The following is a 13415-nucleotide window of genomic DNA, read 5'->3' on the forward strand; positions in this document are numbered from 1 at the left end:
CTCCTTCATCGAACGGTGAATCACCGTTCATCACTGTAGCCGGTCAGATGCCGAGGCCCTTGGCGACGATCGTTTTCATGATCTCGCTGGTCCCGCCGTAGATGGTCTGGATGCGGGCGTCGATGAAGGCGCGCGAGACCGGATACTCCCGCATGTAGCCATAGCCACCGTGCAGTTGCAGGCATCGGTCTGCCGTACGAACCTGTAACTCGGTGGCCCACCACTTGAGTCGGGCGGCGCGCGCGGCGCTCAGTTCACCGCACGTGTGTTCGGCGATGCAGTCGTCGAGGAATGTCCGTGCGATATCGAGTTCGGTGGCGAGCTCGGCCAGTACGAACTGCGTGTTCTGGAACGACGAGATCGGCGAGCCGAACGCGGTGCGCTCCCTGACGTAGTCGAGCGTGCGGTTGAACGTGCCCTCCGCTGCGGCCACAGCGCCCACCGAGAGCGACAAGCGCTCCTGCGGAAGGTTTCTGACGAGCTGGTAGAAGCCTTCCCCCTCCTCGCCGAGACGGTTGGCGACGGGTACCCGCATGTCGATGAACGAGAGCTCGCTGGTGTCCTGCGCGTGCAGCCCGATCTTGTCGAGGTTGCGGCCACGCTCGAAACCCGGTGTGTCAGCGTCGACGACGAGCAGCGTCAATCCCTTGTGCTTGTCGGGACTGGTGCGGGTGGCGACGACGAACAGATCGCCGTTGCGGCCGTTGGAGATGAACGTCTTCGACCCGTTGACCACGTAGTGGTCGCCGTCGAGCACGGCTGACGTCGTGATGCCCGTCAGGTCGCTACCCGCACCGGGCTCGGTCATCGCGATCCCGAGTACGGTCTCACCGCTGACCACCCCTGGGAGCCATCGGGCCTTCTGCTCGTCGGTGGTCAACTCGGTGAGATAGGGGAGTACGACGTCGTTCTGGAGCGAGAATGCGATCGCTTCGGCCGCCGCGCCGGTCCGGGCGATCTCGTCGATCAGGATCGCGTTGTAGCGGAAGTCGTCGACGCCGGGACCTCCGTAGGTTTCGCCGACCTCGAACCCGATCAGGCCGTTCTTGCCTGCTTCGGTGAACAGGGTCCGGTCCCACTGGCCTGCCTGCTCCCAGTTCTCGTGGGCCGGCGTGATCTGCTCGGCGACGAATCGTGCTGCGGTGTCGCGGAACTGCTTGTGTTCGAGGTCATGCGTGAGTGCGCTCATGAGGTTCCTTGGTCGGGGTGTCAGCGGAAGGCGTTCTGACCGGTGAAGGCCTGGCCCAGCACGAGCTGGTGCATTTCGGGGGTGCCCTCGTAGGTGAGGACCGATTCGAGGTTCACCATGTGGCGGATCACCGGGTACTCCAGCGAGATACCGTTGCCGCCCAGAATGGTTCGTGCGGTGCGGCAGATCTCGATCGCCTCGCGGGTGTTGTTGAGTTTGCCGAAGCTGACCTGGACGGGTCGTAACCCGACCGAGTCCTTGAGGCGGCCGAGGTGATACGCGAGCAACTGGCCCTTCTGTAGTTCGACGGCCATGTCGGCCAGTTTGGCCTGCGTCAGTTGGAATCCGGCGATCGGTTTGCCGAACTGCGTTCGCTGCGTGGCGTAGTCGAGCGCCGCCTGCCAGGCGGTGCGTGCCGCGCCGATCGATCCCCAGATGATGCCGTAGCGGGCTTCGGTCAGACTCGACAGCGGCGCCTTGATGCCTCGGCCTTTGTGTAGGTCGTCGTTTCCGGGCATGAGGGCATCCGCCGGCAGGCGCACGTTGTCGAGGACGATCTCGCCCGTCGTCGACGCCCGCAGCGACGCCTTGTGCTTGATCTCCGGGGTCGACACACCAGGGGTGTCGGTCGGCACGATGAACCCGCGGACCCCGACGCCACCCTCGGGGAGATCGGTCTGCGCCCACACGACGGCGACGTCGGCGATGGGCGCGTTGGTGATCCACATCTTGCGGCCGTCGAGAATCCAGTCGTCGCCGTCGCGACGGGCGCGGGTCTTCATCGACGCCGGGTCGGAACCGGCATCTGGCTCGGTGAGACCGAAACATCCGACGGTCGTGCCCTCGGCCATCGACGGGAGCCAGTGATTCTTCTGCTCCTCGCTGCCGTTGTTGTAGATGGAGAACATCGCGAGCGAACCCTGCACCGACACCATCGACCGGATACCCGAATCGCAGGCCTCCAATTCAAGGCTCGCCAATCCGTAGTGCACCGACGACGCTCCGCCGCATCCGTAGCCGTCGAGGTGCATCCCGAGTACTCCGAGCTGACCGAACTGCTTGAACAGGTCGCGGGCGATCGGTATCCCACCCTCTTCGAACCAGTCGGCGATGTGCGGGGTGACATGTTCGGCGAGGAAGCCGCGCACCGAATCACGCACGGCCAACTCGTCGTCGGAGTATCCGAGGTCGATGTTCAGTGGGTCGAGGGCAGTGAATTTCGTCGTGGCGGTGGTGCTCATCGCGTGGCTCCCTGGGTGGAGGTGGTAAGGGTTGCAGGAGCGTCGAATTCGCCCGCGGCCATATCGGTGGCAGCGGATTCGGTCGCCCGGTAGTGGAGTTTCTTGCCCGTTGCCGACACCGGCAGCGAATCGATGATGCGGTAGGCACGTGGGCGTTTGAACTGCGAGAGCATCGGATGGTTCCGGCAGTACTCGTCGAGTTCATCCGGTGTCGGTGCTCCGTCCTCGGTGGGAACCACATAGGCGACGACGAGTTGCCCCCATCGGTCGTCCGGTACCCCGACGACCAGCGAATCGGCGACGAGGGGGTGGCCATTGAGGGCCTCCTCCACCTGCACGGGATGCACGTTCTCTCCGCCGGAGATCAGCATGTCGTCCTTGCGGCCGACGATGGTGACGAACTCGTCGGAATCCCAGGTGGCGAGGTCGCCGATGTGCAGCCAGCTCCCGTTGTACTTGGCCTTCTCCTGCTGTGGTGAATCGAAGTACGCGGCAGCGCATTTGGGTGAGCGGATGATCACCTCGCCGACCTCGTTGCCGTCGCGCGCAACGACGTCGTCGGGGTCGGCCAGTCGGCCGTCGTCGCGAACCTGCACGACCCGGACGTCGTCGTCGATACACGCACGCCCCGCGGTGCCCGCGTGGTCGGGAAGGTCGGTGGGACGCAGGAAGGTGTTCCAGAATCCCTCGGTGCTGCCGTAGCCGTTGAAGATCCGCGGGGTGAGCACCTTCTGATAGAGCAGGGCGGCGTCGCGTTCCAGCGGTGCGCCCATGGTGACGATTCCGTTGAGGCTGGAGAGATCTCGCGGCTGCCGTTGCTGTTCTGCTGCGAGCATGGCGAGATTCGTCGGTGCTCCGATGAGGAAGGTCAACCGATAGCGTTCGACCCAGTCGAGGGTGGTCGCAGGGTCGAAGGTGCGCATCGGGACCAACGACGAGCCGAGATAGAACGTGGGATTCGGTCCCGCGCAATAGAGTCCGCCGCGGTGGAACCACGGCGTCATGTTGAGCGTGCGGTCTTCGGGAGAGAGCGGAAACGCCATGATGACGTCGTGCGCCGAGAAGATCTCGATGGCACTGTTCATCGGTACGGCTTTCGGCATGCCGGTCGTGCCCGAGGTGTAGAGGCGGGTGGTCTCGTCGAACACTCGGCGCGTCGTCTGCGGTGGTGTTCCGTCGGCGGCTAGGTCGGCGAACCGGATCGACCTGGGTCCGGAGTCGCCTGACCCGACGAGTTCGCCTGTGCCCACGCCGATCAGGACCTCAGGAGTGTGCTCGGCGCGCTCGAGTGCTGCGGAGACCATGTCGGTGAGTTCGGTGTCGTAAACGTAGACCTTGGGCCGGCTGACATCGAGGATGACCGCCGTCTCGCCTGCGGCCAACCGGAAGTTCACCGGTGAACCGACGGCGTTGGCGGCCTGGGTGGCCAGATACAACTGCGCGAACTCGGCGCCGTTGAACAACTGGTACCCGACGACGTCGCCGTCGGCGACGCCGAGCGCGGCGAGACCGGCGGCCAGCGAGTCCACTGCCGCGCCCAGCTCCGCGTAGGTCCAGTCGGTGTCGGTGGTCGGATCGATCAGCGCCGTGGCCCCGGCGTAGCGGGACACGTTGCGGCGGAAGCCGTTGAGGTAGGTGAACTCGTTCTCGAAGAAGGCACGGTACTGGTGAGCGTCGTAGACATAGGGCGCTTCGGCAGTGAAGTCGGTGGTGCTCATCGTGATCTCCGTTATCCGGCCATCGTGAGTCCGCCGCTGACGCTGATCACCTGTCCGGTGATGAACGACGCCGCGGGCGAGGCGAAGAACAGGACCGGCGCGGCGACCTCGTCGGGACGGGCGAGGCGTCGGAACGGAATCGCTTTCACGAGAGCCTCTTTGAGCTTGTCGGGCTGCGCCTGGAACAGCGGCGTGTCCGTGGGACCGGGGCACACGGCGTTGACGGTGATCTGGTAGCGCGCCATCTCGCGGGCCAACGACTTGCTGAGTGCGATCACCCCGCCCTTGGCGCCGGCGTAGATCGACTCGCCCGCGCTGCCGACCCGTCCCGCGTCCGACGCCAGGTTGATCACGCGACCGCCCTGCCAGCCATCGGATTTCGACGCTTCGACCATCCCGGGCAGGAACGCACTCGCCATGTGAACCGGGCCGAGGTAGTTGATCGCGACGACCTTCTCAGCGAATTCGGTGCTGGCATTCAGGAATTGGTCGGTGCGATCCCAACCGGCCGCGTTGACGAGGATGTCCGGTACGCCGACTTCGGCGGTGACGGCATCGCGAAGCGCATCGACCGCAGCGCGGTCGGCCACGTCGACGGCCATCGGCACGATCGCGGAGTTCTGTTCCGCGGTGCGCTTGGCGGCGTCGAGGTCGAGATCGGCGGCGACGACGGTGGTGCCCTGTTCGGCGAATGCGAGGGTGATGGCTTTGCCGATGCCCGAGCCGGCGCCGGTGACGACAGCGATGTTGGTGCTCATGGTGTGTGACTCCTGGAGATTGGCTGGATGGTGTGCGGGGGTCAGGCGCCGACGTACTTGTTGAAGTCGGGTGCGCGCTTCTCGGCGAAGGCCTGTGCGCCTTCGAGCCCTTCGGGGGAGTGGGTGAAGAGGTCGAGTGCGCTCATCGCGAGGTTGGACAGCCCGGCCTGGTGGTCGGAGTCGGCGTTGAAGCTCTGCTTGAGGAACCGCAGGGTGGTCGGCGACTTCTCGGCGATCTCGGCTGCCACCTTCTTGGCCTCGTCGAGCAGGTCGGCTGCGGGGACCACCCAGTTCACCAGGCCCCAGCGCTCGGCGGTCGCGGCGTCGTACTGACGGCAGAGGTACCAGATCTCGCGGGCGCGCTTCTCGCCGACGACGCGCGCGAGATATGCGGAGCCGAATCCGGCGTCGAACGAGCCGACCTTGGGCCCGGACTGGCCGAAGCGTGCGGTGTCTGCCGCGATGGTCAGGTCGCAGAGCACGTGCAGCACGTGACCGCCGCCGATCGCCAGGCCGTTGACCGCTGCGATGACCGGCTTGGGGATGTCGCGGATGACCTTGTGCAGGTTGCCGATCTCGAACATGCCCGACTCCGACGGTCCGTAATCGCCGGTCTCGGCGCGCTGCTTGACGTCGCCTCCGGTGCAGAACGCCTTCTCGCCCGCACCGGTGAGGATGACGGCCTGCACGTTGCGGTCGGCCCATGCGCGGCGGAAGGCATTGATCATCTCCTCAACCGTCTTGGCGCGAAATGCGTTGTAGCGCTGCGGCCGATTCATCGTGATGATCGCGGTCGGACCTTCGACGACGTACTCGATGTCCTCGTAGGCTGCGGTGCTCTGGCTCATGTCGGTGCTCCTTCGCGGTGAACTCTGCCGATCCGATGACCGGAACTTCATAGTGAATGAACGTATATTCACTCGAGAGCGCGTGTCAAGGGTCACACTGGGGGTGTGTGCGCTGGCTGTTCCTCCTTCCGCACGCAGATGAGACTTTCCGCGCCTAGGCGGGGCGGGATGCTGCCTACCGCGTGGCGGCGCTGGCGGAGCGATGGCCTTGGTGGAGTGCCGATTGGCGCTTCATTTGGCGCCTTTTGCGTGTGCGGCATCGTCGTAAACAGCGTAAGAGTGGCAAATAGATCAAAGTGGCAACCCTGGATCCGCATTTTCGTGTCGAAGAACGCATCCCGGCGTACCGACTTCGACTCACCGATAAGGACCGCAAACAGGTAGCCAGGCTTATGCAGCGTTGCTATATCGCGGCCGTTCAAATCGTTGAGCGTGCTGTGTCGGAGCACGCGGCGGCGGTTCCCGCGTCGTGGTGTCGTTGCCGTAGTCGATGATGTACCGGACGGGGGTCTCGCTGTTGAGGGAGGTGGTTGACTGATGCGGTGTCGGTGAACTGCTGATTGTGGGGACATCCAGTTTACTGGGGACTATTGGCCGCCAATGAGGGCGCTCCGTTTGACGCGTTTGGCGATCGCTTGTTTGTTTACATCGAGCCCACCCGGGTCGATCAGTAGATTAAACTCGTCGAGCCATGTGCGCCTGCACTTCAATAGATTTGACACCGCGACTCGGAACTCCTGGGGGTACGGCTCGGGCACAGCTCCATCCTTTCCGACTGCCCGAAAGCAAGCCAGATTAGAGTCACCTATCCGTGCAGCAGTTCCGTTGCAGGCGATCAGGAGCGTGTAGCCCAGACGCGCGGTCCGACTCGAACTGATGCACGACACGGGCGTTACAGTGTCGAGGGAATCTACGGTACGACCGGACGATCGTCCCATGTCACTGAGTCCGTCACCGGCGGGGGCGCAGCTCCGCGATCAGCCTGCGCGCGGTCACGATCCCCGACTCGATGGCGCCGTCTACGACGACCCCATTCCAGCCTTTGGCGTAGTCGGCGCCCGCGAAGCGTAGACGAGTGTCGGTGATGTGGAAGTTGCTCCAACCGTTGAAGAACTGGCCGGACTTCAGTGTCGCCCATGTTTGACCAGACCACTTGTCGGCCACCCAGTCGTGACCGCCGCAGTCGGTCACGGTGAGGTCGCCGCCCCACACATCGACGGCTTGCTGCGCGGACTCGACGCTCCCGAGATCGATGGCCGTGTGATCGGAACCGAAGCCGACCAGGATGGTGGCGTCCTCGTCGTCGAGGAACTTCTCGCTGCGCAGCAAGGAGATTGGATACTGTCCCGGTGCGCCGGCGATGATCGAATGGCGACCACGCACCTTGATCCAGATCTTGAAGCCCACCGAATTGGTGCCGTCGGCGATGACATTCTGCTGCGCGGTGGGTAGCGCCGGCGAGAAATCGATGGTGCCGAGCGCGCCGATCGGTGCAGTCACCACCACCGCGTCGGCTCGCTCAACACTTCCATCCACGAGCGTTACCACAACCCCTTTGGGGGAGTGCTCGATTCGTGACACCGCGGTGTTCAGCCGGATCTCTCCGCGCACGTCGGCGGCAATCGACTCGTACAGCCCACGCATGCCGCGAGTGAGCTTGAAGCGCAGGGTCTGCTCGTCCATCAGGGAACTGCGGTGATCGCTCAGCGCCGCCCAGTGCTTGGCCATCAGCGGGGAGGCGGTGGCCGTCGGCCCCTGATAGCCGGCCGACCAGTAGGAGTCGGCGAGATCGATCTGTTCCTGCGTGAACTCGCCGGTCCGGAGACAATCCAGCACGCTGCCCTCATCGGCCTGGAGGAACCGCTTGACGAGTTCCGGGTCGCTGGTGGGGTCGTCGAGGATCGCCATCGGGTCGTGTGGGTACGGGAAGAACTCGCGGGAACCCTCGAAGATGGTGTCCTGCAGGCGACTCAGTGCTGTGTCGAGGTCATGTTCGCTGCCGTGCCGGACGACGCCCTCGCTGATCCAGTACGCGTCGTCGATGTCGGGGCTGGGATAGATCTCCTGCCCGTATCGGGTGATCTCGGTCCAGACGAACGGCTGCATCCAGTGCACCCAGGTGGCACCCATTTCCAAAGCATGGCCACCGAGTCGCTCGTCGGTCCAGGCGCGGCCGCCGATACGGTCGCGGGCTTCGACGATGCGGACGTCGAAGCCGGCGGATTCGAGTTCGCGGGCGGCGATGAGGCCGGAGAAGCCGGCGCCGACGATGATGACGGAGGGAGTCGACATGATTGATTTCCTTGTTCTTCGGTACAAATTGAGGTCAAGCGATCGGTATGTCAGACAGCACGGTTCTTGAGCACTCGCCCGGCCACGAACCCGCCGAGGAACACCGCCGCGACCACCACTAGGAAGACATTGGCCAGCACGCTGGACCCACCGATGAGTGTCGTGAAGTTGGCAATTACCAGCGCAGTGATCGCGATGAGTCCGAGCGCACCCAGAACGGGGGCGATCTTGTTGTGCCAGACGCGGTTGTCGGTGTCGTAGCGACGGAAGTAGGCGATGATGGCCAGGCTGGTGAGCACCATGAGAACGAGGATCGCGACGATCGCGACACCCGACATCCAGGTGAAGAGTCGGAGTACGGGATCAGCCCCCGCGATCGCGAACACTCCCACGAGAAGGAAAGCGGTGATGGTTTGCAGGAGGGAACCGGCATGGGGAGAGCCGTGTTTCGCGTGGACGGACATGAAGCGTTGCGGGCCGAAACCGGCTCGGGCCAGCGCGAAGGTATACCGGGCAATGGCGTTGTGGAATGCTAGTAGCGCGGCGAAGAGACTGGTCACCAGCATCACCATCATCACATCCGACGCCGCTGACCCGAGGAACGTTGCGGCGGCATTGAATACGAGGTTTGCGGTGTCGGCCTGCGAGGCGGCATGCACGTTGTCGCTGCCAAAAGCCAGGACGACCGCCCAACTGGCCACCGCGTACAGCACACCGATGGTAATGACGGCGATATAGGTGGCGATTGGCACGGTTCGCTTCGGGTTCTTGGCCTCCTCACCGTAGATGGCGGTGGCCTCGAAACCGACGAAGGAGGCGATGGCGAACATCAGGGCGATGCCGGGAGACCCCGAGAAGAACGCCGATGGGGTGAAGGACACGACGTCGACGCCGTGGGCGCCGCCCTTGAGGAACACGGCGGCCGAGAACGCGACGATGATCGCGATCTCGGCGACCAGCAGTACTCCGAGCACCTTCGCGCCGAGGTCGATGCTGCGGTACCCGAGCACCGCGACGATGGCCATCAGAACGAAGGCCCAGAACCACCACGGCAGATCCGGCCCACCGAATTTCACGACGACACCTTGGAGAGTGGCCGCCGCCAGTCCGTAGATTGCGGCCTGGATAGCGGTGTAGGCGAGTAGTGCGAGTCCGGCCGCACCCAACCCGGACGGTCGGCCCAGGCCGGTGGTGACGTAGGCGTAGAAGGCTCCGGTGTCGGTTACTGAGCTGCTCATCGCGGCGTAGCCGACGCTGAACACCAAGAGTACGACGGCGGCGATGATGTAGGCCATCGGAGCGCCGGCACCGTTGCCGATGGCGATCATCACCGGCAGGGAGCCGGCGGCCGCCGTCAACGGCGCGGCCGCGGCGATGACCAGGAAGACGATGCCCGCGACGCCGATGGACCCGCGCAGTGCGGATCCCGTGGCGGGGGTGGTGGAGGTGGTGGGCGATTCGATCATGAGGGGCCTTCTCTCGAGCACCGGCAACCGGCGTCGCACACGATCTGGGGCTGGTGGACCAACGACTATGATTCAACGTATGTAGAACCATGGCGTGTGATGCACGCTACAGTTGAACTGGTCGTCGGTGCTATGAGAGATACCTTTACGCTGGCTGGGACCGCCGCGGAGAGGGGACACTCGATGCCCAGATTGGTCGATCACGACGAACGGCGACGGGCGATCATCGAGGCCGCGTGGCGGCTGATCGCCGCGCGTGGCATTGATGGCATCAACATGCGTGACCTGGCTGCCGAAGCGGGTTACACCAACGGCGCACTCAGTCATTATTTCCGAGGCAAGGACGAGATCCTGCGCGCAGCGTTCGAGCATGTCATCGTCGAAACCAATCGACGGGTCGACATGTCGATCGGGCGTGCACGGGGTAGCACCGCGCTGCGCAAACTCTGTTTCGAACTCATCCCGCTGACCGACGAGGCCCGACTCGAGGCGCGGATCGCGGTATCGCTGTGGCAGCGGGCGCTGACCGACCCCGTGATGGAGTCGGTCAACAATGTCGCGGTTGCCGCCTGGAAACGACGTATGCACGAACTTTGGGCGGAAGCCATTGCGATGCAACAGCTTCCGCCCAGAGATCTGGATGTTGGTGTGGAGTTGTTGATGACCACGATCATCGGCCTACAGGTCACCGCGTTGCTGGACTCGACGACGACGACCCGTCAGGCTCAGATCGCGTTGATCGACGCCATCATCGGCGCGTGACTGCCCGAAGTCACAACACGACGGCAACCGTCTTGGGTTCGGTGTAGGCGAGGATGCCCTCGGAGCCGAGCTCGCGTCCGACACCGCTGGCCTTGACTCCGCCCCACGGCAGCTGCGGCGCCAGTGGCGACCACCCGTTGACGGCGATCGCGCCGGCCTCGATCTGCGCGGAAACCATATGCGCGCGCGACACATTCGAGGTCCACAAGGTCGCCGACAACCCGTACTGGTTGTCGTTGGCCAATGCGATCGCCTCATCATCGGAGTCGAACGGGATTACGATGCCGACCGGCCCGAAGATCTCTTCGCGGGCGACGGTCATGTCGTTGCGGCCGGCCAGCACGGTCGGCTCGACGAAGAATCCGGGGCCGTCCGGCGCGGATCCGCCGGCGACCACCTCGGCACCTTCGTTGGCGCCCTGCTTCATATAGTCGACGACACGATCCCGCTGCCGCGCGTTGACCAGTGGGCCCATGGTCGTCGCGGGATCGAACGGGTCGCCGATCACCTGAGCTTGCGCGGCACCCTTGAGTCCGTCGAGAACGGCGTCGTAGACGCTGCGGTGAGCGAGAACCCGGGTACCGGCAGCACACACCTCACCTTGGTTGAAGAACAGGCCCATCGCGCAACCCTGCACGGCGGCTTCGATGTTCGCGTCATCGAAGATGATTTGCGGGGCTTTCCCGCCGAGTTCGAGGGCCGTGCGCTTGAAGTTGGTCGCCGAGTTGCGCAGGATCGCGCGCCCCGTTTCGGTGGAGCCGGTGAACGAGATCTTCTTGATACCAGCGTGCAGAGACATGGCCTCGCCTGCCACCCTGCCGATGCCGGTGAGCACGTTCACCGTGCCGGCCGGGAAACCGGCCTCCTCGACAAGCTCGGCAAACCGCAGGATGGCCAGTGACGCATCCTCCGCGGGCTTGATGATCACGGTGTTGCCACATGCCAGAGCCGGTCCGATTTTCCAGCCGAGGATCATCAGCGGCGCGTTCCACGGGATGATCGCGCCGACCACGCCGAGCGCCTCACGGCGGGTGTAGGCATGCACAGGCTGCGGGCTGCCCATGTAGCCGTCCGTGGTGATCAGGTCGCCGTTGATCTTGTCGGCCCAGCCCGCGTAGTAGCGCAGGGTGCCGACGAGGTTGGGAATCATCATCGCGGCGCTGGCACCTACCGGGCGGCCCATGTCGACCGACTCCAGCGCGGCGAGTCGCTCGATGTCGCGTTCGACGAGGTCGGCGAGCTTGTTCAGCAGAGCGCCCTTGCGAGACGGCTGCAGCGCACCCCACTCGCCGCGGAAGGCGGCGGTGGCGGCATCTACCGCGGCATCGACGTCGTCGGCGTCGGCGGCGCCGAGCTCGGCGAGAGGCGCTCCGGTGGCCGGATTGAGTGTGGTGAAGGTGTCGCGGGCGTCGCGCCACTCGCCACCGATATACAGGCCGGTGTGCAGGTGGGAAATGTCAATCATGAGAGGTACTCCTTGGTGTTCCGAGGGTTGCCGATCAACCCGCGATGATCAATTCGGCTGCGCGTTCGGCGATCATCGCGGTTGGCGCATTGGTGTTGCCGGTGGTCACCGACGGCATCACAGATGCGTCGGCGATCACGAGATCGGCAACTGCGGTCGCCCGCAGGTCAGGGGTCACCACGGCATTGTCGTCGACGCCCATGCGGCAGGTGCCGGCCTGGTGGTGATAGGTGTTCACGGCTCGACGCACCCACCCGGCGATGGCCTCGTCGCTGTCGTCGGTGTCTGGACCGGGCAGCGCCTCGTATGCTCCCCACTCGTCGGCCAACGGGGATTGCATCCCGACCTCGCGGCATTGGCGCACTGACCGGACAAGCGCCTGCAGATCGCGCTCGTCGTCGAAGAGATTGAAGTCGATGATTGGGGTGCTGGAGGGATCGGTGTCGGCGAGCCGGAGCGTTCCTGTGCTGTGCGGCCGGATGAGTCCGGCGTGCAGCGTGAATCCTGATGCGGGGCCGGTCATCTGCTCGTCGTAGTAGAACGGGACGCTGAAGTTGATCGGCTGGGTGTCGGGGACCGGTAGGCCGGGTCCGCTGCGCCAGAACCAGTGGGTCTGGGTGACCGGACCGAACGGCGTGGGCGGGTCGATGGGCTTGTCGGTGCCGAAGATGACCGGGACGAGGAAGTGGTCCTGGAGGTTACTCCCCACGCCGGGTACGTCGGCGATCGTCTCGATCCCGAGGGATCGTAGATGTTCCTCGGGACCGATGCCGCTGCGCATCAGGACCGTCGGGGAGCCGATTGCGCCGCCGCTGAGGACGACGAGACCGGCGCTGAGTTCGCGTCCAGCGCCAGTCGAGTCGATGATCCGCACCCCGCGCACCTGGTCGTCTCGAACGATCAGCGAGTCGACGAGCGCGCCGAGCTCGAGGGTGAGGTTCGGATGGTCGAGGATGGGGCGCATGTAGGCTGCCCACGTCGAGAGTCGTTGTCCATCACGGAGATTGAGCTTCATCCGGGAGACGCCGTCGAGCTCGCCGGAGTTGTAGTCGGAGTTGACCGGGAGACCCCAGCTGACGGCGGCGTCGAAAATCGCCTGCTGGATGGGCGTGAGGTCGGCTTCGATCACGTCGAGCAGACCGTCGTCGGAGCCGGCGGCCTCGATCCGCTTGAACAACGGTGACACCGATTCCCAGTCCCAGCCCGTGTTGCCGGCGGCCGCCCACTGGTCATAGTCCCACGGTGAGCCATGCACCCAGATCGTCCCGTTGAGCTGGTTCGAGCCCCCGACCACTTTGCCCCTCGGCACGTGCAGTCGTCGGCCGCCGGCACGGGCCTGCGGTGCGCTGAAGTAGCCCCAGTCCTCCGGGCCCAACCACAGTTCGCCCACACGCGACAGATCGTGGATGGCGGGATTGGTGTCGAGCCCACCGGCGTCGACGAGCGTGACAGCCAGCCCGGCGTCGAGGAGTCGACGCGTGATGATCGATCCGGCGGTGCCGGCTCCCAAGACGAGAACATCGGGAGTGCGCAATGAAAGCTCCTTCGTGGGCCTGACGGCGTCGCCGAGTCGACGAAAACCGCCACGGCCCTTGGTCTCTGATACCTGTGGTGAGACGTGGACCACGCTGTCGGTCTCGGTTCGACGGCCGCGAAGCCGATGCTGGCAACGGTAT

General features: G+C 64.7%; 10 protein-coding genes. 1 reads left to right on the forward strand and 9 read right to left on the reverse strand.

Going from position 1 to position 13415, the window contains the following annotated elements; all coding sequences use genetic code 11:
• Window positions 1–43: 43 nt before the first annotated feature.
• The 7 genes from GOACH_RS10405 to GOACH_RS10435 all read right to left on the reverse strand — a co-directional run bounded on the left by GOACH_RS10405 (window position 44) and on the right by GOACH_RS10435 (window position 9512).
• Window positions 44–1189: an acyl-CoA dehydrogenase family protein gene (locus GOACH_RS10405; protein WP_005174282.1), complete on the reverse strand. Its 1146-nt coding sequence runs from the start codon at window positions 1187–1189 to the stop codon at window positions 44–46.
• Window positions 1190–1209: 20 nt separating this feature from the next.
• Window positions 1210–2430 carry an acyl-CoA dehydrogenase family protein gene (locus GOACH_RS10410; RefSeq protein WP_005174284.1) on the reverse strand — a complete coding sequence of 407 codons (1221 nt, stop codon included), beginning with the start codon at window positions 2428–2430 and terminating at the stop codon, window positions 1210–1212.
• Window positions 2427–4148: a class I adenylate-forming enzyme family protein gene (locus GOACH_RS10415; RefSeq protein ID WP_005174286.1), complete on the reverse strand. Its 1722-nt coding sequence runs from the start codon at window positions 4146–4148 to the stop codon at window positions 2427–2429. The genes GOACH_RS10410 and GOACH_RS10415 overlap by 4 nt, the downstream gene beginning before the upstream one ends.
• Window positions 4149–4159: 11 nt before the next feature.
• A complete protein-coding gene (locus tag GOACH_RS10420; protein ID WP_005174288.1) occupies window positions 4160–4906 on the reverse strand; it encodes an SDR family NAD(P)-dependent oxidoreductase in 747 nt (248 codons plus the stop codon).
• Window positions 4907–4947: 41 nt separating this feature from the next.
• The gene (locus GOACH_RS10425) at window positions 4948–5754 is read right to left on the reverse strand and encodes an enoyl-CoA hydratase-related protein (RefSeq protein WP_005174289.1); all 807 of its coding nucleotides are present in this window, start codon (window positions 5752–5754) and stop codon (window positions 4948–4950) included.
• A 951-nt stretch (window positions 5755–6705) separates the two neighbouring features.
• Complete coding sequence (locus GOACH_RS10430) at window positions 6706–8046, reverse strand: NAD(P)/FAD-dependent oxidoreductase (RefSeq protein ID WP_005174292.1); 1341 nt, start codon at window positions 8044–8046, stop codon at window positions 6706–6708.
• 50 nt (window positions 8047–8096) lie between these two features.
• Window positions 8097–9512 (reverse strand): APC family permease, encoded by a 1416-nt coding sequence (locus GOACH_RS10435; RefSeq protein ID WP_005174297.1) that lies wholly within the window; start codon window positions 9510–9512, stop codon window positions 8097–8099.
• A 183-nt stretch (window positions 9513–9695) separates the two neighbouring features.
• Between GOACH_RS10435 and GOACH_RS10440 the strand changes: the two genes are divergently transcribed.
• Window positions 9696–10274, forward strand: coding sequence for a TetR/AcrR family transcriptional regulator (locus GOACH_RS10440; RefSeq protein WP_005174298.1), 579 nt, complete (start codon window positions 9696–9698; stop codon window positions 10272–10274).
• A gap of 10 nt (window positions 10275–10284) precedes the next feature.
• Here GOACH_RS10440 and GOACH_RS10445 read toward each other — a convergent pair whose 3' ends face one another.
• Both GOACH_RS10445 and GOACH_RS10450 read right to left on the reverse strand, forming a co-directional pair.
• On the reverse strand, window positions 10285–11739 hold the full coding sequence (locus tag GOACH_RS10445) for an aldehyde dehydrogenase family protein (protein WP_005174299.1): 1455 nt from the start codon (window positions 11737–11739) through the stop codon (window positions 10285–10287).
• Between the two features lie 34 nt (window positions 11740–11773).
• Complete coding sequence (locus tag GOACH_RS10450; protein WP_040518393.1) at window positions 11774–13273, reverse strand: GMC family oxidoreductase; 1500 nt, start codon at window positions 13271–13273, stop codon at window positions 11774–11776.
• Window positions 13274–13415: the final 142 nt, after the last annotated feature.

Source organism: Gordonia aichiensis NBRC 108223, from assembly GCF_000332975.1.
GTDB lineage: Bacteria > Actinomycetota > Actinomycetes > Mycobacteriales > Mycobacteriaceae > Gordonia > Gordonia aichiensis.

Bases quoted from the DNA above. Each gene is read 5' to 3' on its own strand.
- GOACH_RS10405 (WP_005174282.1), bottom strand. From the start codon at position 1,189: ATGAGCGCACTCACGCATGACCTCGAACACAAGCAGTTCCGCGACACC.
- GOACH_RS10410 (WP_005174284.1), bottom strand. From the start codon at position 2,430: ATGAGCACCACCGCCACGACGAAATTCACTGCCCTCGACCCACTGAAC.
- GOACH_RS10415 (WP_005174286.1), bottom strand. From the start codon at position 4,148: ATGAGCACCACCGACTTCACTGCCGAAGCGCCCTATGTCTACGACGCT.
- GOACH_RS10420 (WP_005174288.1), bottom strand. From the start codon at position 4,906: ATGAGCACCAACATCGCTGTCGTCACCGGCGCCGGCTCGGGCATCGGC.
- GOACH_RS10425 (WP_005174289.1), bottom strand. From the start codon at position 5,754: ATGAGCCAGAGCACCGCAGCCTACGAGGACATCGAGTACGTCGTCGAA.
- GOACH_RS10430 (WP_005174292.1), bottom strand. From the start codon at position 8,046: ATGTCGACTCCCTCCGTCATCATCGTCGGCGCCGGCTTCTCCGGCCTC.
- GOACH_RS10435 (WP_005174297.1), bottom strand. From the start codon at position 9,512: ATGATCGAATCGCCCACCACCTCCACCACCCCCGCCACGGGATCCGCA.
- GOACH_RS10440 (WP_005174298.1), top strand. From the start codon at position 9,696: ATGCCCAGATTGGTCGATCACGACGAACGGCGACGGGCGATCATCGAG.
- GOACH_RS10445 (WP_005174299.1), bottom strand. From the start codon at position 11,739: ATGATTGACATTTCCCACCTGCACACCGGCCTGTATATCGGTGGCGAG.